Annotated in this window: 20 protein-coding genes; 11 read left to right on the forward strand and 9 right to left on the reverse strand. The window is 71.1% G+C overall.

The window, feature by feature from the left end:
* Nucleotides 1-22: 22 nt before the first annotated feature.
* From BBH68_RS20785 to BBH68_RS20800, 4 genes are all read right to left on the reverse strand, one after another.
* The gene (locus tag BBH68_RS20785; RefSeq protein WP_065964680.1) at nt 23-499 is read right to left on the reverse strand and encodes a MarR family winged helix-turn-helix transcriptional regulator; all 477 of its coding nucleotides are present in this window, start codon (nt 497-499) and stop codon (nt 23-25) included.
* A gap of 85 nt (nt 500-584) precedes the next feature.
* Nucleotides 585-1,265: an AIM24 family protein gene (locus BBH68_RS20790; RefSeq protein ID WP_065964684.1), complete on the reverse strand. Its 681-nt coding sequence runs from the start codon at nt 1,263-1,265 to the stop codon at nt 585-587.
* Nucleotides 1,262-1,912, reverse strand: coding sequence for an AIM24 family protein (locus tag BBH68_RS20795; protein WP_065964686.1), 651 nt, complete (start codon nt 1,910-1,912; stop codon nt 1,262-1,264). The genes BBH68_RS20790 and BBH68_RS20795 overlap by 4 nt, the downstream gene beginning before the upstream one ends.
* The gene (locus BBH68_RS20800; RefSeq protein WP_076970748.1) at nt 1,912-2,550 is read right to left on the reverse strand and encodes an AIM24 family protein; all 639 of its coding nucleotides are present in this window, start codon (nt 2,548-2,550) and stop codon (nt 1,912-1,914) included. Before BBH68_RS20800 ends, BBH68_RS20795 begins: the two co-directional genes overlap by 1 nt.
* Nucleotides 2,551-2,713: 163 nt before the next feature.
* Between BBH68_RS20800 and BBH68_RS20805 the strand changes: the two genes are divergently transcribed.
* Both BBH68_RS20805 and BBH68_RS20810 read left to right on the forward strand, forming a co-directional pair.
* Nucleotides 2,714-3,058, forward strand: a complete 345-nt coding sequence (locus tag BBH68_RS20805; RefSeq protein WP_065964692.1) for a DUF3817 domain-containing protein — start codon at nt 2,714-2,716, stop codon at nt 3,056-3,058.
* Nucleotides 3,055-3,348, forward strand: a complete 294-nt coding sequence (locus BBH68_RS20810) for an MTH1187 family thiamine-binding protein (protein WP_065964694.1) — start codon at nt 3,055-3,057, stop codon at nt 3,346-3,348. The genes BBH68_RS20805 and BBH68_RS20810 overlap by 4 nt, the downstream gene beginning before the upstream one ends.
* A 14-nt stretch (nt 3,349-3,362) precedes the next feature.
* Here the strand turns inward: BBH68_RS20810 and BBH68_RS20815 are convergent, their stop codons facing one another.
* The gene (locus BBH68_RS20815; protein ID WP_065964701.1) at nt 3,363-4,355 is read right to left on the reverse strand and encodes an ArsR/SmtB family transcription factor; all 993 of its coding nucleotides are present in this window, start codon (nt 4,353-4,355) and stop codon (nt 3,363-3,365) included.
* 142 nt (nt 4,356-4,497) lie between these two features.
* On the opposite strand from BBH68_RS20815, the gene BBH68_RS20820 reads away from it, so the two are divergent.
* The 4 genes from BBH68_RS20820 (at nt 4,498) to icmA (ending at nt 8,595) form a co-directional block, all read left to right on the forward strand.
* Nucleotides 4,498-5,829 (forward strand): MFS transporter, encoded by a 1,332-nt coding sequence (locus tag BBH68_RS20820; protein WP_065964703.1) that lies wholly within the window; start codon nt 4,498-4,500, stop codon nt 5,827-5,829.
* Nucleotides 5,830-5,872: 43 nt separating this feature from the next.
* A complete protein-coding gene (locus tag BBH68_RS20825; RefSeq protein WP_065964705.1) occupies nt 5,873-6,382 on the forward strand; it encodes a MarR family transcriptional regulator in 510 nt (169 codons plus the stop codon).
* A 54-nt stretch (nt 6,383-6,436) separates the two neighbouring features.
* Nucleotides 6,437-6,775: a DUF3817 domain-containing protein gene (locus tag BBH68_RS20830; RefSeq protein ID WP_065964792.1), complete on the forward strand. Its 339-nt coding sequence runs from the start codon at nt 6,437-6,439 to the stop codon at nt 6,773-6,775.
* Nucleotides 6,776-6,894: 119 nt separating this feature from the next.
* Nucleotides 6,895-8,595, forward strand: coding sequence for a coenzyme B12-dependent isobutyryl-CoA mutase large subunit (gene icmA / locus BBH68_RS20835; protein WP_065964707.1), 1,701 nt, complete (start codon nt 6,895-6,897; stop codon nt 8,593-8,595).
* Here the strand turns inward: icmA and BBH68_RS20840 are convergent.
* Entirely contained in the window at nt 8,571-9,248 is a 678-nt protein-coding gene (locus BBH68_RS20840) for a TetR/AcrR family transcriptional regulator (protein ID WP_065964708.1), read from the reverse strand. The genes icmA and BBH68_RS20840 overlap by 25 nt on opposite strands.
* A 128-nt stretch (nt 9,249-9,376) precedes the next feature.
* On the opposite strand from BBH68_RS20840, the gene BBH68_RS20845 reads away from it, so the two are divergent.
* The 4 genes from BBH68_RS20845 to BBH68_RS20860 all read left to right on the forward strand — a co-directional run bounded on the left by BBH68_RS20845 (nt 9,377) and on the right by BBH68_RS20860 (nt 13,632).
* Nucleotides 9,377-10,339, forward strand: coding sequence for a tetratricopeptide repeat protein (locus BBH68_RS20845; protein WP_065964709.1), 963 nt, complete (start codon nt 9,377-9,379; stop codon nt 10,337-10,339).
* A gap of 558 nt (nt 10,340-10,897) precedes the next feature.
* Nucleotides 10,898-11,512 (forward strand): DUF6230 family protein, encoded by a 615-nt coding sequence (locus BBH68_RS20850; protein WP_065964711.1) that lies wholly within the window; start codon nt 10,898-10,900, stop codon nt 11,510-11,512.
* Between the two features lie 142 nt (nt 11,513-11,654).
* Nucleotides 11,655-12,218 (forward strand): DUF6114 domain-containing protein, encoded by a 564-nt coding sequence (locus BBH68_RS20855; protein WP_065964713.1) that lies wholly within the window; start codon nt 11,655-11,657, stop codon nt 12,216-12,218.
* Nucleotides 12,196-13,632, forward strand: coding sequence for a hydrogenase expression protein HypF (locus BBH68_RS20860; RefSeq protein WP_245738168.1), 1,437 nt, complete (start codon nt 12,196-12,198; stop codon nt 13,630-13,632). Before BBH68_RS20855 ends, BBH68_RS20860 begins: the two co-directional genes overlap by 23 nt.
* 126 nt (nt 13,633-13,758) lie before the next feature.
* Here BBH68_RS20860 and pyk read toward each other — a convergent pair whose 3' ends face one another.
* The 3 genes from pyk to pta form a co-directional block, all read right to left on the reverse strand.
* Nucleotides 13,759-15,186 carry a pyruvate kinase gene (pyk, locus tag BBH68_RS20865; protein WP_065964715.1) on the reverse strand — a complete coding sequence of 476 codons (1,428 nt, stop codon included), beginning with the start codon at nt 15,184-15,186 and terminating at the stop codon, nt 13,759-13,761.
* Nucleotides 15,187-15,278: 92 nt separating this feature from the next.
* Nucleotides 15,279-16,424, reverse strand: coding sequence for an acetate kinase (locus BBH68_RS20870; protein WP_065964798.1), 1,146 nt, complete (start codon nt 16,422-16,424; stop codon nt 15,279-15,281).
* Between the two features lie 20 nt (nt 16,425-16,444).
* Nucleotides 16,445-18,550, reverse strand: coding sequence for a phosphate acetyltransferase (gene pta, locus BBH68_RS20875; protein ID WP_065964799.1), 2,106 nt, complete (start codon nt 18,548-18,550; stop codon nt 16,445-16,447).
* A 269-nt stretch (nt 18,551-18,819) separates the two neighbouring features.
* Here pta and BBH68_RS20880 point away from each other — a divergent pair, with 269 nt between their 5' ends.
* A complete protein-coding gene (locus BBH68_RS20880; protein ID WP_065964717.1) occupies nt 18,820-19,845 on the forward strand; it encodes an ATP-dependent 6-phosphofructokinase in 1,026 nt (341 codons plus the stop codon).
* Nucleotides 19,846-19,857: the final 12 nt, after the last annotated feature.

Raw genomic sequence — 19,857 nt, forward strand, 5'->3', positions numbered from 1 at the left:
AGACCCGGTCGGTCCGGAGCGCCTAGACGCGGCCGCGCTGGGCGCGCAGGTGGTCGGCGATCGGGGTCAGGGAGTCGTGGACGGCCTCGAGGGCCTCCGGGCTGAGCAGGTCGATGAAGTGCTTGCGCACCGACTCGACGTGGTGCGGCGCGACCTTGCGCATGGTCTCCCAGCCGTCTTCGGTCAGCACCGCGTAGAGCCCGCGCCGGTCCGACTCGCAGTTCTCGCGGCGGACCAGGCCGGCGTTCTCCATCCGGGTGATCTGGTGGGAGAGGCGGCTCTTGGACTGCAGCGTGGCGGCGGCGAGGTCGCTCATGCGCATCCGGTGGCCTTCCGACTCCGAGAGGTTGACCAGGATCTCGTAGTCGTTCATCGTCAGTCCGAACGGCTGGAGGTCTCGTTCGAGCTGGTAGGTCAGCAGCCTGCTGACGTCCAGGTGAATCCGCCAGGCGCGTTGTTCCTCGTCGCTGAGCCAGCGCGTGCCGTTCTCGGTCTCCATGGGAAATATTCTACCTGTAGAAGTTGAATTTCGAACCAATGGATGTGAGGTCACCTGTTCGACGTTACACTCCGCATGCTCGCGCTCACGAACCGGTACCCCCGGTGTGCCCCGTCGGCACCTCGGCGATGAGTTCCTCCGTCGACTGGAGCAGTACCGTCCCCGCGCCGACGAACTCGAACTGGTGCTCCTCACCCGAGGTGCCCCCGATACCGGTGTGCGCGCGGACCCCGCCGAGGAAGCCGCGCAGATACTCGTGATCGTAGTGGTGATTGGGCGTCGGGCAGTCCGCCCAGCCGACGAGGGCCTGCGGGTCCACCCGGATCGGCGGCTCCATGAAGACCACCGGGCCGTTGGAGGCCGCGACGAACTTGCCGGTGCCGATGAGGGTCAGGAACCCCGGGACGATCGACTGCTTGAGGGACAGCGAGGGCTGGAACGCCAGCAGATTGCCGGACCGGATGGTGAGGTTGCCGTCGTCGAGGTCGTAGGAGTTGACGTCGAAGGCCCGGTCCGCGAGCACCATCTTGCCCCGCCCCTCGGCCACCACCCAGTCGGCCGCGTGCAGCGGGGAGTGGAAGCTGTGCGCGATCAGGCGGTCCAGCCGGCCCAGGCCCACGCCCTGGAAGTCGATCTGCCCGTAGTAGGCGATCATCTTCCCCTTCTGGAGGAACCACTGGCCGTTCAGCTCCACGCTGAAGGCGTACGGGTTGATGTTGTCGTCGGCCGGAAGGGTGTACGCGTCGTGGATGACGGGGCCGTTCACAGCTTCTCCTCCGATGCCTGGACATACACCGTGCCGCTGCCCGAGAGCTCCAGCTGGAACGCCTCCCCCGAGCCGCGGCCGACCATCTCGCGCCAGCCGAGCGCGGCCGAGAGCTTGTTGCGCACGTCCCCGCGGTGGGCGACATAGGCCTGCGGATCGACGTGGACCGGGCGCCCGGGGGTGATCGGCAGCTGGATCACCCCGCCGTGCGCCATGACCGCCGCCGAGCCGTGCCCCTCCAGCGTCGTCGTGAAGAGCCCCTGGCCGGTGACCTGTCCGCGCACGATGCCCATCACCCCGCCCTGCGAGCCCATGAACATCGTGCCCTGGCGCAGCGACCCGTCGAAGGCCAGCAGCCGGTCTGCCTCGACGTAGAGCGTCTCGCCGGACAGATGGATCACCTCGACATGGTGGCCGCCGTGGCCGAACATCACCGTGCCGCTGCCCTCGACGGTCATCAGCGGGGTCGCCTCGCCCGCGACCCGGCGGCCGATCATGCCCATCACCCCGCGCTGCCCGCCGGTGATGCTGGGCGTGAACCGCACCTCGCCCCGGTAGGCCAGCATCGCGCCGCGCTGGCTGAAGAGCGTCTGGCCGGGCTGCACCTGCGCCTCGACCATCCGCGAGTTCAAGACGTTGAAGGGCATCAGAGGTCCCCACCGATCGTGTTGCGCTCGCTCGGCTGTACGTACACCAGTCCCTCGCCCTCGAAGCGGATCTGGAACGCCTCGCCCGAACTCTCGCCTATGAACGTGCGGAAGTTCACCCCGGACTGGAAGTGCTGCTTGAGCTTGCCCGTATGGGCGATGTACGCGCCCGGGTCCACCTGAAGCGGCAGCTCGGGGGTGACGCGCAGCACCACCGCCGTGCCGTCGGAGAGGATCGCCGCCTGGCCGCTGCCCTCGACGGTCGTGGTGAACAGGCCGTTGCCCTGCGCCGAACCCCGCAGCCCGGTGAAGGAGGTCCCGGTGCGCAGCGCGGCGTCCGCGCACAGCAGATTGCTCGCCTCCACATACAGCGTCTCGCCGTGCAGCGACACCAGGTTGATCTCGCTCGCCCGGTCGGCGAAGTAGCAGGTGCCGTGCCCCTTGACCTCCATGATCGCCATCTGCTCGCCGGTGAGCCGCCGGGTCACCATCCCGCGCAGACCGTCCCCGCCGCCGGTTTTCTTCTTGAAGGACATCTCCCCCTCGTACGCGACCATCGAGCCGTTCTTGGCCTTCACGGAATCGCCGGTCATGTCGACGGCGAGCACCTTGCTCCCCTGGAGCCGAAACTGAGCCACGGATCCGACGTTATCGGGACCGAACGACGCGGAACAGGGACAGCCGGACCCCGGCGCGGTGATCGGGTTCGGGGCTGCGACAATGCCAGGGGAGCTTGTGCATCGCTTCACAAGCTCTCGCCCGTGTCATCCGGCCGTCCTCTCTCCTAAGGTTGCTGCTCCCGTGGACTTCAAGACCGCCACCGCCCTGCGGAGGCTCCGCCTGGTCTCCGCTCCCGAGGCCGTCTCCTTCCTGCTGCTGCTCGTCTGCTCGGTGCTCAAGCGCACGACCGACTTCAACGCCGTCCCGGTGATGGGGATGGTGCACGGCGTCCTGTTCATCCTGTACCTGGTCTTCTGGCTGGACGCCTGGAAGCGCGCCCAGTGGGACCGCAAGACCGCCGCGATCTACTTCGTGCTCTCGGTGCTGCCGACCGGCGGCTTCTTCGCCGAGCGCAAGCTCAAGCGGGAGGCCGAGGCCAGCGTGATCGCCGCCCGCGCCCGCCGGGAAGGCGTGGTCAACGCATGATCGTCGCCTTCTCCGTGACCCCGCTCGGCGTCGGCGAGGACGTGGGGGAGTACGTCGCCGACGCGGTGCGGGTGGTGCGCGAGTCCGGCCTGCCCAACCGCACGGACGCGATGTTCACCTCCGTCGAGGGCGAGTGGGACGAGGTCATGGACGTCGTCAAGCGCGCGGTCGCGGCCGTCGAGGCACGGGCGCCGCGGGTGTCCGTGGTCCTCAAGGCGGACATCCGGCCGGGCGTGACGGACGGGCTCACCTCGAAGGTCGAGACGGTCGAGCGGCACCTGGCGGGCTGAGCCCGACACACCGCCTACGCCCCGTCCCCCTCCAGCAGCGCCGTGCCCAGCGGCGTGCGCTCGTACAGCACCCGGTGGCCGTCGCGGCGCGACGTCAGCAGGCCGGCCGAGCGCAGCACCGCCAGGTGCGCCGAGACCGACGACGGCGCCAGGCCCAGCCGCTGGGCCAGCGCCGTCGTGGAGGCGGGCTCCTCCAGGCCGCTGAGGACGGCCGCGCGGTTGGCGCCGAGGAGCCGTACGAGCGCGTCCGCCGCGCGCTCGACGGGCTCCTGCCAGAGCCTGCCCACCCCCCGCGCCGGGTAGATCACCGTCGGCTGCCACGGCGGGGCGAAGCCGCTCACCACGTCCGGCCAGACGAAGACGCTCGGCATCAGCAGCAGGCCCCGGCCGTCCAGCGGCTGCACCTCCGGGTCCCCGCCCCGGGTGCTGACCGTCAGCCGCCCATCGGACCAGTCAACCATCGGGCGCAGATCGGCGAAGAGCCGCTCCAGCCCGCCGTCGGCGAGCTGCCGGGCGCGGTAGGCCACATCGGCCTCCAGCAGGGCGCGCACCCGGGGCCAGTCCGGGGCGAGCAGCGCGTGCCAGACCCGCTCGGTCAGATCCGCGAGCCGCCGCACCGCCCGCGCCGGGTCGTCCAGCAGCGCCCGCCCGGCCGGGGACTCGGCCGCCCCCGGCGTGAAGGCCATGGACCGCACCATCTCCCGGTGGGCGGCCGCCGGCTCGGTGGCCCGCAGCCGCGCCAGCTCCTCCTGGACCGAGGGGTACGGCACCTCCGGCGGCGGCCCCAGGAAGTCGGGGGTGTAGCCGCGGATCGGGATGAACAGCGTGAACAGGGAGAGGTCGAGCCCGGCCACGGCCGGGCGGACCCGGCGCAGCCACGGCAGGTGGTAGGGGTACCGCTCGGGGCGCAGCAGCGTCCGTACCGCCTCGTGGGTCTGGCCCAGCGGGGAGATGGCGAACCGGCAGCGCAGTAAGTCGTCCGTCCCGAAGCTCATGCGCAGCGGCATGTCTCCCCCCTTCGTCGGGATGCCCCTCATGGTTCGTCTCGAGGCGCGCCTCGAGGTTCGTCTCAAGATTCGTGGTTCGTTTCAAGATTCGTCTCGGGCCGAAACACTAGAGCTTCCCAGGCCGCCGGGGCACGCTGCGGCCATGCCAACGCCTTCCGGGTCCGGGACGACGGACCCCACCTCGCCGCGCCCTGCCGCAGACGCCTCCCGACCCGAGCCCGCGGCCGACGGCGCCGGGGTGCCCGCCCCCACGGAACCCCTCCCGGGAGGCGCCGGCTACCTCGCCGTGTTCGCGGTGCGCGAGTTCCGGGCCGTGTTCGTCGCGCATGTGATGTCGATGCTCGGCGAGGTGGTCTGCGGGATCGCGCTGTCCGTCCTGGTCTACCGGACCACCGGCTCCCCGCTGCTGAGCGCCCTGGCCTTCGCCTTCGCCCTGCTGCCGTACGTGGTCGGCGGCACCCTGCTGTCCGCCGTGGCCGACCGCTACCCGGCCCGCCGCGTCCTCGTCGTGTGCGACCTGGCCAGCGCCGCCTGCGTGGCCACGATGGTGGTGCCGGGCGCGCCCGTCTGGCTGCTGCTGGCGCTGCGCTGCGTGCCCGCCGCGATCTCCCCGGTCTTCACCGGCACGCGGGCCGCGACGCTCAGCGACATCCTGGGGGAGGGTGATCTGTTCGTACTGGGCCGGTCGGTCATCCGGCTCAGCGCGCAGGGCGCTCAGCTCGCGGGCTTCGCCGCGGGCGGGCTGCTGCTGACCGCGGTCTCGCCGCGCGCGGTGCTCGCGATCACGGCGGCCTCGTTCGTGGGCTCGGCGCTGGTGCTGCGGCTGGGCACCCGCCGCCGCCCGGCCCGCGCGGACGGCCGGCGCGGCGCGCTGCTCGGCGACTCGCTGCGCGGCATGCGGCAGTTGTTCGCCGTGCCCCGGATCCGGGTCCTGTTCCTGCTCAGCTGGGTGCCGCCCACGTTCGTGGTGATGTCGGAGGCGCTGCTGACCCCGTACTCCGACCGGCTGGGCTTCGACTCGACCGGGCTCGGGCTGCTGATGTGCGGGATGCCGGTCGGCGCGATCGTCAGCGAGACCCTGGCGGGCACGCTGCTCGGCCCGGCCGGCCGGGCCCGGCTGACCCTGGTGGTGGCGGTGGTGTGCGCGCTGCCGTCCCTGGGGTACGTCTTCGAGCCCTCCTTCGGCTGGGCGCTGGCGCTCCAGGTGGCCACGGGCTTCGGCATGTCCTACGGCCTGGGGCTCGACCAGTGGTTCGTGGCGGCCGTGCCGGAGGAGCTGCGGGGACGGGCGCTGACGGTGATGGCGGCCGGGCTGATGACCGCGCAGGGCCTGGGCATGGCGGTGGCGGGCGCGGCCGCCGAGCTGGCGCCGGTGCACCTGGTGGTCACCGGGGCGGGGGTGTGCGGCACGGTCGGCTCCCTGCTGGTGGTGGCTCGGGTGCGGCGCGGCGGGGCGGACCCATCCGAAACGTGAGACTGGGCTGACCATGATGTGACCGGCCGGTAGGGTCGGTTACGTGCCCAAGCCGCTCAGCCTCTCCTTCGACCCCATCGCCCGCGCAGACGAACTGTGGAAGCGACGGTGGGGGTCCGTCCCCTCGATGGCCGCGATCACCTCGATCATGCGGGCCCAGCAGATCCTGCTCGGCCAGGTCGACGCGGTGGTCAAGCCGTACGGGCTGACCTTCGCCCGCTACGAGGCGCTGGTGCTGCTCACCTTCTCCCAGTCCGGCGAGCTGCCCATGTCCAAGATCGGCGAGCGGCTGATGGTCCACCCCACCTCGGTGACCAACACCGTGGACCGCCTGGTCAGGTCCGGGCTGGTGGCCAAGCGGCCGAACCCGAACGACGGCCGCGGGACGCTCGCCTCGATCACCGACCGGGGCCGCGAGGTGGTCGAGTCGGCCACCCGCGACCTGATGGCGATGGACTTCGGCCTGGGCGTGTACGACGCCGAGGACTGCTCGCGCATCTTCGAGGTGCTGCGGCCGCTGCGCGTCGCCGCGGGCGACTTCGACGCCGAGTAACACGGGCGGGGGGTGGCGAAGATCGCCCCGGAACGGGCGGTTACGCTCGACGTCATGAAGCGAAGCGTATTGACGCGCTACCGGACCATGGCCTATGTCACGGGCGTCCTGCTGATCCTGCTCACGCTCGGCGTGATCGCCAAGTACCTGCTGGACGTGGACGGCGCGTCCGGCTTCGTCAGCATCGTCGGTATCGCGCACGGCTGGCTGTACGTCCTCTACCTGGTCTTCGCCTTCGACCTGGGCTCCAAGGCGAAGTGGCCCTTCGGCAAGCTGGCCTGGGTGCTGCTCGCCGGCACCGTCCCCACGGCAGTCTTCTTCGTCGAGCGCAAGGTCGTGGCCGAGATCGAGCCGCTGGTCAGCGGCGCCGAGCCGGAGCCCGCCAAGGCCTGACCGGCCCGCCCCGCCGACGGCCGGGTCCACCGGCCCCGGCGGTTCGCCGTACCCCGGGCCGGACCGGTGTGGCCCGTGTCGCGTCGACAAATAGTTTGACGTCCTAGTAAATTTGGAGCATGGACGCCGAAGGCATTGAGGCGGGCCGCCAGCGCTGGCAGGCCCGGTACGACGCGGCACGCAAGCGTGAGGCCGACTTCTCGACGCTTTCCGGGGACCCCGTGGATCCGGTCTACGGGCCGGCCCCGGGCGACAGCGTCGCGGGCTTCGAGCGCATCGGCTGGCCCGGCGAGTTCCCCTTCACCCGAGGGCTGTACTCGACCGGCTACCGCGGCCGCGCCTGGACCATCCGCCAGTTCGCCGGGTTCGGAAACGCCGAGCAGACCAACGAGCGCTACAAGATGATCCTCAAGGCGGGCGGCGGCGGCCTGTCGGTGGCCTTCGACATGCCGACGCTGATGGGCCGCGACTCCGACGACCCGCGCTCGCTGGGCGAGGTCGGCCACTGCGGCGTCGCCATCGACTCCGCCGCCGACATGGAGATCCTCTTCAAGGACATCCCGCTCGGCGACGTCACCACCTCCATGACGATCAGCGGCCCCGCCGTCCCCGTCTTCTGCATGTACCTGGTCGCCGCCGAGCGCCAGGGCGTCGACACCTCCGTGCTGAACGGCACGCTCCAGACGGACATCTTCAAGGAGTACATCGCCCAGAAGGAGTGGCTCTTCCAGCCCGAGCCCCATCTGCGCCTGATCGGCGACCTGATGGAGCACTGCGCGCGCGGCATCCCCGCGTACAAGCCGCTGTCGGTCTCCGGCTACCACATCCGCGAGGCCGGGGCCACGGCCGCGCAGGAGCTCGCGTACACCCTCGCCGACGGCTTCGGCTACGTCGAGCTGGGGCTCTCCCGCGGTCTCGACGTCGACACCTTCGCACCCGGCCTGTCCTTCTTCTTCGACGCGCACATCGATTTCTTCGAGGAGATCGCCAAGTTCCGCGCGGCCCGCCGTATCTGGGCCCGCTGGATGCGCGATGTGTACGGGGCGAAGACCGAGAAGGCGCAGTGGCTGCGCTTCCACACCCAGACCGCCGGGGTCTCGCTCACCGCCCAGCAGCCGTACAACAACGTCGTGCGCACCGCCGTCGAGGCGCTGTCCGCGGTGCTCGGCGGCACCAACTCGCTGCACACCAACGCCCTGGACGAGACGCTCGCGCTGCCCAGCGAGCAGGCCGCCGAGATCGCCCTGCGCACCCAGCAGGTGCTGATGGAGGAGACCGGCATCCTGAACGTGGCCGACCCGCTGGGCGGTTCCTGGTACGTCGAGGCGCTGACCGACCGCATCGAGGCCGACGCCGAGAAGATCTTCGAGCAGATCAAGGAGCGCGGCCGCCGGGCGGTGCCGGACGGGCAGCACCCCATCGGGCCGATCACCTCCGGCATCCTGCGCGGCATCGAGGACGGCTGGTTCACCGGCGAGATCGCCGAGTCGGCCTTCCAGTACCAGCGGGCGCTGGAGAAGGGCGACAAGAAGGTCGTCGGCGTCAACTGCCACGAGGGCTCGGTGACCGGCGACCTGGAGATCCTGCGGGTCAGCCACGAGGTCGAGCGCGAGCAGGTGCGGGTGCTCGCCGCCCGCAAGGAGGCCCGCGACGACGCGCGGGTGACCGCCGCGCTGAAGGCCATGCTGGCCGCCGCCCGCGACGGCTCCAACATGATCGAGCCGATGCTGGAGGCGGTCCGGGCGGAGGCCACCCTCGGGGAGATCTGCGGCGTGCTCCGCGAGGAGTGGGGCAGCTACACGGAGCCCGCCGGCTTCTGAGCCGGGGCGGGCCGGCCGGCCGAGGTGGGGCAGCCCCGGCCGGCCGCCGCGGCGAACCCGCTGAGCAGCAGCTCCGCGAAGTCGCGGGCCCAGGGCGCGTCGACGGCGTCGGCGCTCACCAGCGTCCGGTGCACCACCGCGCCGGCGATCACATCGAAGATCAGGTCCGCGGTGCGGGCCGCCGCGGCGGGGTCGGTCTCCCGCGGCAGCTCGCCGCGGGCCTGGGCCCGCTCGCGGCCGAGCAGCACCAGCCGCTTCTGCCGGTCGACGATCGTGGTGCGGATCCGCTCCCGCAGCGCCTCGTCGTGGGTGGCCTCGGCGACCACGGCCATCAGCGAGGTCCTGGCCTCCGGCCGCTCCAGCAGCGCGGCGAACCGCAGCACGGTCTCCTCCACGTCGGCGCGCAGCGACCCCAGGTCGGGCAGTTCGAGCTGCTCGTCGAGGAGCGCCGCCACCGCGTCCACCACCAACTCGCTCTTGTTCGCCCAGCGGCGGTAGAGGGTGGTCTTGGCCACACCCGCCCGGGCCGCGACATCGCCCATCGTCAGCTTGGACCAGCCGAGCTCGACCAGGGCGGCCCTCGTCGCACCGAGAATGGCGCGGTCGGCCTCGGCACTGCGGGGGCGGCCGGTGCGCCGCGCTGGCGGGCTCATGCCCGTGACCCTACCCGGACGGGGCCCGGGCCCCCTGGAACTCGCGGGGTTCTTCCAGTTACGCTACGACTCGTAGCGTAAGGGTGTGCGCTTTTCCATTCGCCGCGAGAAGAGGGGAGGATAGGACCATGCAGCCACGGAACATGTCCATGAGTGGAGTGGTCGACCTCGCCGCGGTGAAGGCGGCCGGAGAAGCGAAGCAGAAGGCGGAGAGGGCGCGGGCCGAGGCGGCCCGCAAGGGCACGGCGGCGCCCACCCGTCTGGTCTTCGACGTCGACGAGGCGGGTTTCCAGCAGGACGTCCTGCAGCGCTCCACCGAAGTACCGGTCGTCATCGACTTCTGGGCCGAGTGGTGCGAGCCGTGCAAGCAGCTCGGTCCGGTCCTCGAGCGGCTGGCGGGGGAGTACGCGGGCCGGTTCGTCCTGGCGAAGATCGACGTCGACGCCAACCAGATGCTCTTCCAGCAGTTCGGGGTGCAGGGCATCCCCGCCGTGTTCGCGGTCGTCGCGGGCCAGCCGGTGCCCCTCTTCCAGGGCGCGGCGCCCGAGGCGCAGGTCCGGCAGGTGCTGGACCAGCTGATCCAGGCGGCCGAGCAGCAGTTCGGCATCGTGGGCGCCCCGGTGCAGGACGCGGACGCCGAGGGCGGTCAGCCGGCCGCGCCGCAGCCGGCCACCCCGTACGACAGCGCGCTCGCTGCGGCCCATGAGGCGCTGGACGCCGGTGACCTCGGCGGCGCGGTGCAGGCGTACAAGAACGTGCTGGCCGACGACCCGGGCAACACGGAGGCGAAGCTGGGCCTGGCGCAGGCCGAGCTGCTGAGCCGGGTGCAGGGGGCGGACGCGCAGCAGGTGCGCAAGGCGGCGGCCGACCATCCGGCCGACCCGGCGGCGCAGATCGCGGCGGCGGACCTGGACCTGGTGGGGGGTCATGTGGAGGACGCCTTCGGGCGCTTGGTCGACACCGTGCGGCGCACCGCCGGGCAGGACCGCGAGACCGCGCGCCTGCACCTGCTGGAGCTCTTCGAGGTGATCGGGGCGGACGACCCCCGGGTGGTCGCGGCGCGCGGCGCGCTGGCGCGCGTACTGTTCTGACGCCTGCCACCTCAAACAGCGAAGCGGCCGCGCTTTACCAAAACTTGGTAAACGCGGTCGCTGTAACTGGCAGTAAGTAAGCGCCAGTTTTTTGTCCCGTCATGCCGCAAATCACCCCCCGTTTCCGGTCATGTGACGGCGACCCTGAGTGCCCGGCCTCTACCGGCCTGCCGCAGTACGGTTATTCGCCCGTTACTCGCTGGTAACGAACCCCTTGTGCACCCGCCCGTCGATGGACCACGATCGGCCAAGCTCGGTCCATCCTCCAAGCCCGGCAACCGGTCGGCGCGGTCGGCGCGATGGGTCCCCACCGAGCAGGCCGGCGGCAGTGGCGCCGGCCGTGGACAGGGGGGTCTCTGCCTTCCGGCAGGGCCTGTCCAGGAGGTTGCGCGAAGGCGTGGCCAGTGGTTGTCGCTCGGGGGTGATCGCCGGTGTTTCGGGTGCGGTTCGCGCCTGTGAGACGTGGGCGCTCTCCTTCCCGAGGACGTAGCACTTCTCCCATCCCAGGCTCGGGTCTCGGCCCCAGCCGGAGATGTACGTCCGAGAAGGAGGAAAGTCATGGAGTCCCAGGCTCGTGGCGGGACCAGATGGAAGCGATTCGCGGTTGTCATGGTGCCGAGCGTCGCTGCCACGGCCGCGATCGGTGTCGCCCTCGCGCAGGGTGCGCTCGCGGCCTCGTTCAGTGTGTCCGGCCAGCAGTTCAAGGTGAAGGTCGTCAAGCTCGAGGGCAGGGGTTTCGTCCAGTACGGCACCCTTGAGGCCCAGCACGGGGGCAAGCGCATCCCCGTCGCCGTGTCGGCGTTCAAGAACGCCAAGATCACGGGGCTGTGCCAGTCGGTCGTGGTTCCGGTCCCGCTGTTCGGCGATGTCTCGCTGAAACTGAAGGCCGGTTACGGCAAGGACAAGGTCGAGGCGAAGAACCTCTTCATCGACCTCGACCAGCTCGACGCCGACGCCGTGTTCAAGGGCATCAACATCGGTGTGGCGGCGGGTGACACCACCAAGGGTCCCAAGAACGACACGAACAAGAAGGACCCCGGCTCCTTCGCCCAGGAAGCCGACAGGGCGGATCTGGAGAACGTCGAACAGACCGCGTGGGCGACCAGCGCGGGCACGTTCAAGCTCCCCGGTCTTTCCATGAGCGTCAGCAAGGGCAAGAGCGAGTGCTTCTGACGCGTTGAGCAGGGTGGGGGGCCGTGTCGTCGCCCCTCACCCGGCATCGCTCAACGGCGTCGGGGCAGCAGTACCGCGCCTATCAGTACCGCATCAGAACACCGCGATCGTCCAGATCGCCGGCCCCAGGGAGCTGTTTTCATTGAGTGCCGAGTCGCCGGGGGCGCGTGACCGTATCAGCCGCCTGCGCAGGGCTTTCAGGCATTGGCGCTGGCAGCGCCCGTTCTGGGCAGGGCTTTTGACGCTCCTGGCCGGGCTGCCGATCGCGTACCTGCCGTATGCCAACGTCACCTTGGGTCAGCTGACCGTCCGGATGTCCACCACCGCCGGATCCGGCTCGCTGATCATCGGCGTCCTGCTGATCGTGCTGGGCCTGACCATGTGGTTCCAGCCCGTCGTACGGGTCTTCGCGGGAGTCGCCACCATCCTGCTGGGCCTCGTCTCGCTCCCCGTCTCCAACTTCGGGGGCTTCTTGGTGGGCTTCCTGCTCGCGCTCTTCGGCGGCGGGATGAGCGTCGCCTGGGCGCCGGGCGAGGAGCCCGCGGCACAGCCGGCGAAGGACGCGGGGCCCGCGCCCGACGGCGGCGCGGACGGTGAGGACGGCGCGGCCGGCCCGGATGGCGCGGACGGCGGTGAGCCGGAGCCGGCCACCGCGGGGGCCGCGCCGGACCAGGAATCCAGGAATGGGAGGCACCGTGCGGGGTGAACAGGACGAGGCGGACGCCGCGGGTGCCGCGAGCCCACGCCGGACAAGAACGGGACCGCGCCACGCGGCTCCCAAGAAGTCGATGCTCACCCGCTTCCACATGCCCGCGGGCAAGGCGATAGCCCTCGCCGCCATGCCGACGGCCGTCCTGATGGGCATGGGGCTGACCCCGCAACTCGCCCAGGCGACCTCACGGGCCGAGGACCGGTACAAGCCGGGACCGTGCGTCACCCGGACCGACGAGGCCGACAAGGACAGCAAGGACAGCAAGGACAGCAAGGCCGGCGACAAGGGCGACAAGAGCACCGACAAGTCCGGCGAGACGTCCAAGGGTTCCGAGGACAAGGGCTCCGGGGACAAGGGCTCCGGGGACAAGGATTCCGCGGGCAAGGGCGGGGACGGCAAGGCCGACGAGCCCGGCTCCACGCCGACCCCCTCGGCCACCTCCGACCCGGCCCCCTCGGGCGGCAAGACGGGCGACGACGCGGACGGCAAGACGGACGACAAGACGCCCGAGCAGTCCACCTCCTCGCCGAGCCCCTCCGAGACCAAGAGCAAGAACCCGCTCGACCCGCTGGGTCTCGGCGACGCGATCAAGGACATCTTCACCGGGGGCGGCGACGAGGACGGCGACAAGGAGGGGACCGCCGAGCCGAGCGCCACCCCGTCCCCGTCCAGCTCGCCGACCGGATCGTCGAGCAAGCCCTCCGACCCCGTCGGCGACACCGCCGACAAGGCCGGGGACGCGGCGAAGGACACCGCCGACAAGGCGGACAAGGCCGCGGACAACGCCAAGGACAAGGCCGGCGACGCGGCGGAGGACGCCGGGGACAAGGCCGGCGAGGACAAGGCCGACGGGGCCACGCCCACGGCCACCCCCACCGCCCCCTCGCCCTCCGCGTCCGGGTCGGGCGACGGCAAGGAGCCGTTCCCCTGCCCGACGTACGACGCGGAGGCGTACGAGAACGCCGAGGGCGAGCCCACCTCCAGCCTGCTGCCCGACGAGCCCTGGACGCTCAAGAGCACCCTGCTGACCCTGCACGGGCTGAACTACGAGGGCATCGTCGAGGTCAAGACGTACAGCGGGCAGATCAAGAAGGTCCTCAAGTTCACCGCCGGCGGCATTGAGATCAAGGACCTGCACCAGCTGACGGTCGGCGCCGGAGGGACGACCACCCACGTGGCCGCGCGCGAGGGCTCCACCTCCACCTTCGACAACGGCCCGATCACCATGTACACCGAGGAGCTGTCGGGCAACCTCCTGGGCATCGTCCCGATCACCTTCAGCCCCAAGAGCCCGCCGCCGCTGAACCTCCCCGAGGTGTTCTTCACCGATGTGACGGTCACCCAGGCCGGGCAGTTCGGCGGCGACCTGACGATCCCCGGCATGCATCTCTACAAGACCGGGGGATGACCCCGGGACACGGACCCGTTCGGGAGCCGCACGGCCCTCCGCACCCGTGGAGGGCGACACCGGTGGGCAGCCACCCCGGTCGGGGTGGCTGCCCACCGGCGCGTGTGCCGCCCTTTCAGCGCCGCGTCAGGCGTGCTCGCCGCCCAGGTGGTGCACCCGGACCATGTTGGTGGTGCCGGGGACGCCGGGGGGCGAACCGGCCGTGATGATCATGGTGTCGCCCTCGCTGTAGCGGCCCAGCTTGGACAGCTCGGCGTCCACGAGGTCCACCATCGCGTCGGTGTGCTCCACGTACGGCACCACGAAGGACTCGACGCCCCAGCTGAGCGTCAGCTGGTTGCGGGTGGCCACGTCCGTGGTGAAGGCGAGGATCGGCTGCTGGGCGCGGTAGCGGGACAGCCGGCGGGCGGTGTCGCCGGACTGGGTGAAGGCCACCAGCGACTGGGCGCCCAGGAAGTCGGCGATCTCGGCGGCCGCGCGGGCGACCGAGCCGCCCTGCGTACGCGGCTTCTTGCCCGGGACCAGCGGCTGCAGGCCGCGCGAGAGCAGCTCCTGCTCGGCGGCCTGGACGATGCGGGACATCGTCTTGACCGTCTCCAGCGGGTACGCGCCGACGGAGGACTCCGCGGAGAGCATGACCGCGTCGGCACCGTCCAGGATCGCGTTGGCGACGTCGGACGCCTCGGCGCGGGTCGGCCGCGAGTTGGTGATCATCGACTCCATCATCTGGGTCGCGACGATCACGGGCTTGGCGTTCCGGCGGCACAGCTCGATCAGGCGCTTCTGCACCATCGGGACCTTCTCGAGCGGATACTCGACGGCCAGGTCGCCACGGGCCACCATGACACCGTCGAAGGCCGCGACGACCTCCTCCATGTTGGCGACCGCCTGCGGCTTCTCCACCTTGGCGATCACCGGCACCCGGCGGCCCACCTCGTCCATGACGCGGTGCACGTCGCGGACGTCGCCCGCGTCCCGGACGAAGGACAGCGCGACCATGTCGCACCCCATGGCCAGCGCGAACTTCAGGTCCACGATGTCCTTCTCGGACAGCGCGGGCACGTTGACCGCGGCACCGGGCAGGTTGATCCCCTTGTGGTCGGAGATCACGCCGCCCTCGATGACGATCGTCTTGACCCGCGGGCCCTCGACCGCGGTGACCCGCAGCTCGACATTGCCGTCGTTGATCAGGATCTGGTCGCCCTTGGACACATCCCCCGGCAGCCCCTTGTAGGTGGTGCCGCAGATGGTCCGGTCGCCCGGCACGTCCTCGGTGGTGATGGTGAACTCGTCACCGCGCACCAGCTCCACCGGGCCGTCGGCGAAGGTCTCCAGCCGGATCTTCGGGCCCTGGAGGTCGGCCAGCACACCGACGGCGTGCCCGGTCTCCTCGGAGGCCTTGCGGACGCGGTGGTACCGCTCCTCGTGCTCCGTGTGGCTTCCGTGGCTCATGTTGAATCGGGCCACGTTCATCCCGGCCTCGATCAGCGACTTCAGCTGGTCGTAGGAGTCGACGGCGGGGCCCAGAGTGCAGACGATTTTGGAACGGCGCATGAGGCGGATCCTATCGGTTTGTTTCGGAGCGGAATTTTCAAGCTATGTCAGTCGGCGCAATACCGGGGCACGACCGCCGGAAGGGCCGGAAACTAGGCGGTGACCAGGTCGTACGCCTGGCTGGCGATCTCCAACTCCTCGTCGGTCGGCACCACGGCCACCGCGACCCGGCTGGTCTCCGTGGAGATCAGCCGCGTCGAGGAACCGCGCAGCGCGTTGCGCACCGCGTCCACCTCGATGCCGAACACGGACAGGCCGCGCAGCGCCGCCTCCCGCACCGCCGCCGAGTTCTCCCCGACGCCCGCGGTGAAGGCGATGGCGTCCACCCGCCCCAGCACCGCGGCGTACGCGCCCACATACTTCCGCAGCCGGTGGACGTAGATGTCGAAGGCCAGCTGCGCCTTTGGGTCGCCCTCGCCCATCCGGCGGCCGATCTCCCGCATGTCGTTGTCCCCGCACAGGCCCAGCAGCCCGCTGCGCTTGTTGAGCAGGGTGTCGATCTCGTCGACCGACATCCCGCCGACCCGGGCCAGGTGGAAGATCGCCGCCGGGTCCAGGTCTCCCGAGCGGGTACCCATGACCAGGCCCTCCAACGGGGTCAGCCCCATCGAGGTGTCCACGCACACCCCGCCGCGCACGGCGGAGGCGCTGGCCCCGTTGCCCAGGTGCAGCACGATCGTGTTGACCTCGGCCAGGTCCCGGCCCAGCAGCGCGGCGGTGGCGCGCGAGACATACGCGTGCGAGGTGCCGTGGAAGCCGTAGCGCCGCACCCCGTACCGGTCGGCGGTCTCCCGGTGGACGGCGTACCGCGCCGCGGACTCCGGCATCGTCGCGTGGAACGCGGTGTCGAACACCGCGACCTGCGGCAGGTCCGGGCGCAGGTCGCGGGCCACCTTGATGCCGGTGATGTTCGCCGGGTTGTGCAGCGGGGCCAGCGGCACCAGCTTCTCGATCTCCTCGAGCACCTCGTCGGTGATCAGGGTCGGCTCGGTGAACCGGGTGCCGCCGTGCACCACCCGGTGGCCCACCGCCGCGAGCGCGGGCGAGTCCAGGCCGAGACCCTGCCCGGCCAGCTCCTCGGCGACCTGCTTGAGCGCGGCCGAGTGGTCGGCGACGGGGCCCTCCCCGATCCGCTCCACGATGCCGGAGGCGAGCCGGCTGCCGTCGGCCATGTCCAGCAGCTGGTACTTGACCGATGAGGAGCCGGAGTTGAGGACGAGGACTCGGGAGCCGTTCACGGAGCCGTTCACGGAGCTGTTCACGCGGTGGGTGCTTTCTGTGCGAGGGAGACGGGGGCGAGCGTCTGGGCCTGGACGGCCGTGATCGAGACGGTGTTGACGATGTCCTGGACGAGTGCCCCGCGGGAGAGATCGTTCACCGGCTTGCGCAGCCCCTGCAGCACCGGGCCGACCGCGACCGCGCCCGCCGACCGCTGCACCGCCTTGTAGGTGTTGTTGCCGGTGTTCAGGTCCGGGAAGACCAGGACCGTGGCCCTGCCCGCCACCTCCGAGTCCGGCAGCTTGGTCGCCGCGACGGCCGCGTCCACCGCCGCGTCGTACTGGATCGGGCCCTCGACCAGCAGGTCCGGCCGGCGCTCGCGGACCAGCTCGGTCGCCTTGCGCACCTTGTCGACGTCCGCGCCGGAGCCGGAGGTGCCGGTGGAGTACGAGAGCATCGCGATCCGCGGCTCCACGCCGAACTGGGCGGCCGTCGTCGCCGACTGGATGGCGATGTCCGCGAGCTGCTCGGCGTTCGGATCCGGATTGACCGCGCAGTCGCCGTACACCAGCACCCGGTCCGCCAGGCACATGAAGAACACCGAGGAGACGATCTGGGCGCCCGGCGCGGTCTTGATGATCTCGAAGGCGGGCCGGATGGTGGCGGCCGTGGAGTGCACCGCGCCGGAGACCATGCCGTCGGCCAGGCCCTCCTGCACCATCAGCGTGCCGAAGTACGAGACATCGGCGACCACGTCGTAGGCCAGCTCCTGGGAGACGCCCTTGTGGGCGCGCAGCCGCGCGTACAGCTCGGCGAAGCGCTCGCGCAGCGGCGAGGTCTGCGGATCGATGATCTGGGCGTCGGCGAGCTGGATGCCCAGCTCGGCGGCGCGCTTGCGGATCGCGTCCTCCTCGCCCAGCAGCGTGAGGTCGCACACATCGCGGCGCAGCAGCACATCGGCCGCGCGCAGCACCCGCTCCTCCGTGCCCTCGGGGAGGACGACCCGGCGGCGGCCCGCCCGGGACCGCTCGATCAGCTCGTGCTCGAACATCATCGGGGTGACCCGGCCGGAGCGGGCCACCGAGATCCGGGCGGTCAGCTCGGCGGTGTCCACGTGCCGCTCGAACAGGCCGAGCGCGGTCTCGGCCTTGCGCGGCGAGGCCGCGGTGAGCTTGCCCTCCAGCGCGAACAGTTCGGCCGCGGTCGGGAAGCTGCCGCCCGCCACCGCCGCCACCGGGGTGCCGGGGGCCAGCCGGGAGGCCAGCGCCAGGATGTCGGGGCCGGGCCGCTCGTCCAGGGTCAGCAGCACCCCGGCGATGGGCGGGGCACCCGCGCTGTGCGCCGCCAGCGCCCCGACGATCAGATCGGCCCGGTCGCCGGGGGTCACCACCAGGCAGCCCTCGGTCAGGGCGGGCAGGAAGCTGGGCAGCATGGCGCCGCCGAAGACGAAGTCCCGCACGTCCCGGGACAGCCCCGCGTGGTCGCCCAGCAGCAGCTCGGCGCCCAGGGTGCGCACCACCTGCGAGACGGTGGGCGCGGACAGCGAGGCGTCTTCGGGCAGCGCGTAGCACGGCACCGGGAGGCGGGCGCCCAGCCGCTCGGCCACGGCCTGCCGGTCGCCGGGGGCCACCCGGTTCACCACGACGGCGACGACGTCGCAGCCCTGCGCCTCGTAGGCGCGGTAGGCGTTGTGCGCCTCGGCGCCCACCGACTCCGCGTTCTGGTGCTGGCCGCCCACGACGGTGATCACCGAGGCGCCGAACTCGTTCGCCAGCCGCGCGTTGAGCCCCAGCTCGTCGGGGAGGCTGGTCGCGGCGTAGTCGCTGCCCAGGACCAGGACGTACTCGTAGGCGCGGGCCACCTCGTGGAAGCGGCCGACCAGGTACGACACCAGCTCCTCGGTGCCCTGCTCGGCCTGGAGGGCGGCCGCCTCCTCGTACGTGATCCCGAAGACGCTCTCCGGCGCCTGGCTCAGCCGGTAGCGGGCCCGCAGCAGTTCGAAGAGGCGGTCGGGGTTGTCGTGGACCAGGGGACGGAAGACGCCGACCCGGTCGACATGGCGGGTCAGCAGCTCCATGACCCCCAGCTCGACGACCTGGCGGCCGTCGCCGCGCTCGATTCCGGTCACGTACACGCTGCGCGTCACGCCCTGCACTCCGATCCTTGTCGACTCTGTCCTTCTCGACTGCGCTCGACTGCGTCAGGCCGAAACTTCCCCAAAAACGGCCGTAAAGGCGGCCCTGTCCCCTTGACAATACCTGCGGGCGCGGATAGGGCGCGCGTCAGGTATGCGTCATGTGCGGGTCAGTCAAGCGTTACCCACGGGTCAGCTCCAGCGGGGCCACAGCACGGCTGGGCCCATGAAACAATCGGACTGGCTCACATCTACCCGTAGGCAGCAGGAGACACAGCACGATGCGCATCGGAGTTCTCACCGCAGGCGGCGACTGCCCCGGCCTGAACGCTGTGATCCGGTCGGTCGTCCACCGCGCGGTGGCCGGACACGGTGACGAGGTCATCGGGTTCGAGGACGGTTTCAAGGGGCTGCTCGACGGCCGCCACCGCAAGCTCGACCTGGACGCGGTGGCCGGCATCCTCTCCCGCGGCGGCACCATCCTCGGCTCCTCCCGCCTGGAGCGGGCCCGGCTGCGCGAGGCCTGCGAGACCTCCAAGGACCACGCCCGCGACTACGGCATCGACGTGCTGATCCCGATCGGCGGCGAGGGCACGCTCACCGCGGCCCGGATGCTCTCCGACGCCGGGCTGCCCATCGTCGGCGTGCCCAAGACGATCGACAACGACATCTCCTCCACCGACCGCACCTTCGGCTTCGACACCGCCGTCGGCGTCGCCACCGAGGCCATGGACCGGCTCAAGACCACCGCCGAGTCGCACCAGCGGGTCATGGTCGTCGAGGTCATGGGGCGCCACGCGGGCTGGATCGCGCTGGAGTCCGGCATGGCCGGCGGCGCCCACGGCATCTGCCTGCCGGAGCGGCCCTTCGAGATCGACGCGCTGGTGAAGATGGTCGAGGAGCGCTTCTCCCGCGGCAAGAAGTTCGCGGTGATCTGCGTCGCCGAGGGCGCGCACCCCGCCGAGGGCACGATGGAGTACAAGAAGGGCGAGATCGACCAGTACGGCCACGAGCGGTTCACCGGCATCGGCAACCGCCTCGCCGCCGAGCTGGAGCGCCGCCTCGGCAAGGAGGCCCGCCCGGTCATCCTCGGCCACGTCCAGCGCGGCGGCACCCCCACCGCGTACGACCGGGTCCTGGCCACCCGCTTCGGCTGGCACGCCGTGGAGGCCGCCCACCGCGGCGACTTCGGCATGATGACCGCGCTGCGCGGCACCGACATCACGATGGTGCCGCTCGCCGAGGCGGTCACCGAGCTCAAGACGGTGCCCGTGGACCGTATGGACGAGGCCGAGTCGGTCTTCTGAGCTTCTGACGCG

Source organism: Streptomyces sparsogenes (assembly GCF_001704635.1).
Taxonomy (GTDB): Bacteria; Actinomycetota; Actinomycetes; order Streptomycetales; family Streptomycetaceae; genus Streptomyces; species Streptomyces sparsogenes.

Excerpts from the sequence above, each read along its gene's own strand:
- BBH68_RS20795 (WP_065964686.1), bottom strand. The coding sequence starts at position 1,912 with ATGCCCTTCAACGTCTTGAACTCGCGGATGGTCGAGGCGCAGGTGCAG.
- BBH68_RS20845 (WP_065964709.1), top strand. The coding sequence starts at position 9,377 with ATGCAGCCACGGAACATGTCCATGAGTGGAGTGGTCGACCTCGCCGCG.
- BBH68_RS20850 (WP_065964711.1), top strand. The coding sequence starts at position 10,898 with ATGGAGTCCCAGGCTCGTGGCGGGACCAGATGGAAGCGATTCGCGGTT.
- BBH68_RS20820 (WP_065964703.1), top strand. The coding sequence starts at position 4,498 with ATGCCAACGCCTTCCGGGTCCGGGACGACGGACCCCACCTCGCCGCGC.
- BBH68_RS20880 (WP_065964717.1), top strand. The coding sequence starts at position 18,820 with ATGCGCATCGGAGTTCTCACCGCAGGCGGCGACTGCCCCGGCCTGAAC.
- pyk (WP_065964715.1), bottom strand. The coding sequence starts at position 15,186 with ATGCGCCGTTCCAAAATCGTCTGCACTCTGGGCCCCGCCGTCGACTCC.
- BBH68_RS20785 (WP_065964680.1), bottom strand. The coding sequence starts at position 499 with ATGGAGACCGAGAACGGCACGCGCTGGCTCAGCGACGAGGAACAACGC.
- BBH68_RS20860 (WP_245738168.1), top strand. The coding sequence starts at position 12,196 with ATGGGAGGCACCGTGCGGGGTGAACAGGACGAGGCGGACGCCGCGGGT.
- BBH68_RS20810 (WP_065964694.1), top strand. The coding sequence starts at position 3,055 with ATGATCGTCGCCTTCTCCGTGACCCCGCTCGGCGTCGGCGAGGACGTG.
- BBH68_RS20840 (WP_065964708.1), bottom strand. The coding sequence starts at position 9,248 with ATGAGCCCGCCAGCGCGGCGCACCGGCCGCCCCCGCAGTGCCGAGGCC.
- BBH68_RS20830 (WP_065964792.1), top strand. The coding sequence starts at position 6,437 with ATGAAGCGAAGCGTATTGACGCGCTACCGGACCATGGCCTATGTCACG.
- icmA (WP_065964707.1), top strand. The coding sequence starts at position 6,895 with ATGGACGCCGAAGGCATTGAGGCGGGCCGCCAGCGCTGGCAGGCCCGG.
- BBH68_RS20815 (WP_065964701.1), bottom strand. The coding sequence starts at position 4,355 with ATGCCGCTGCGCATGAGCTTCGGGACGGACGACTTACTGCGCTGCCGG.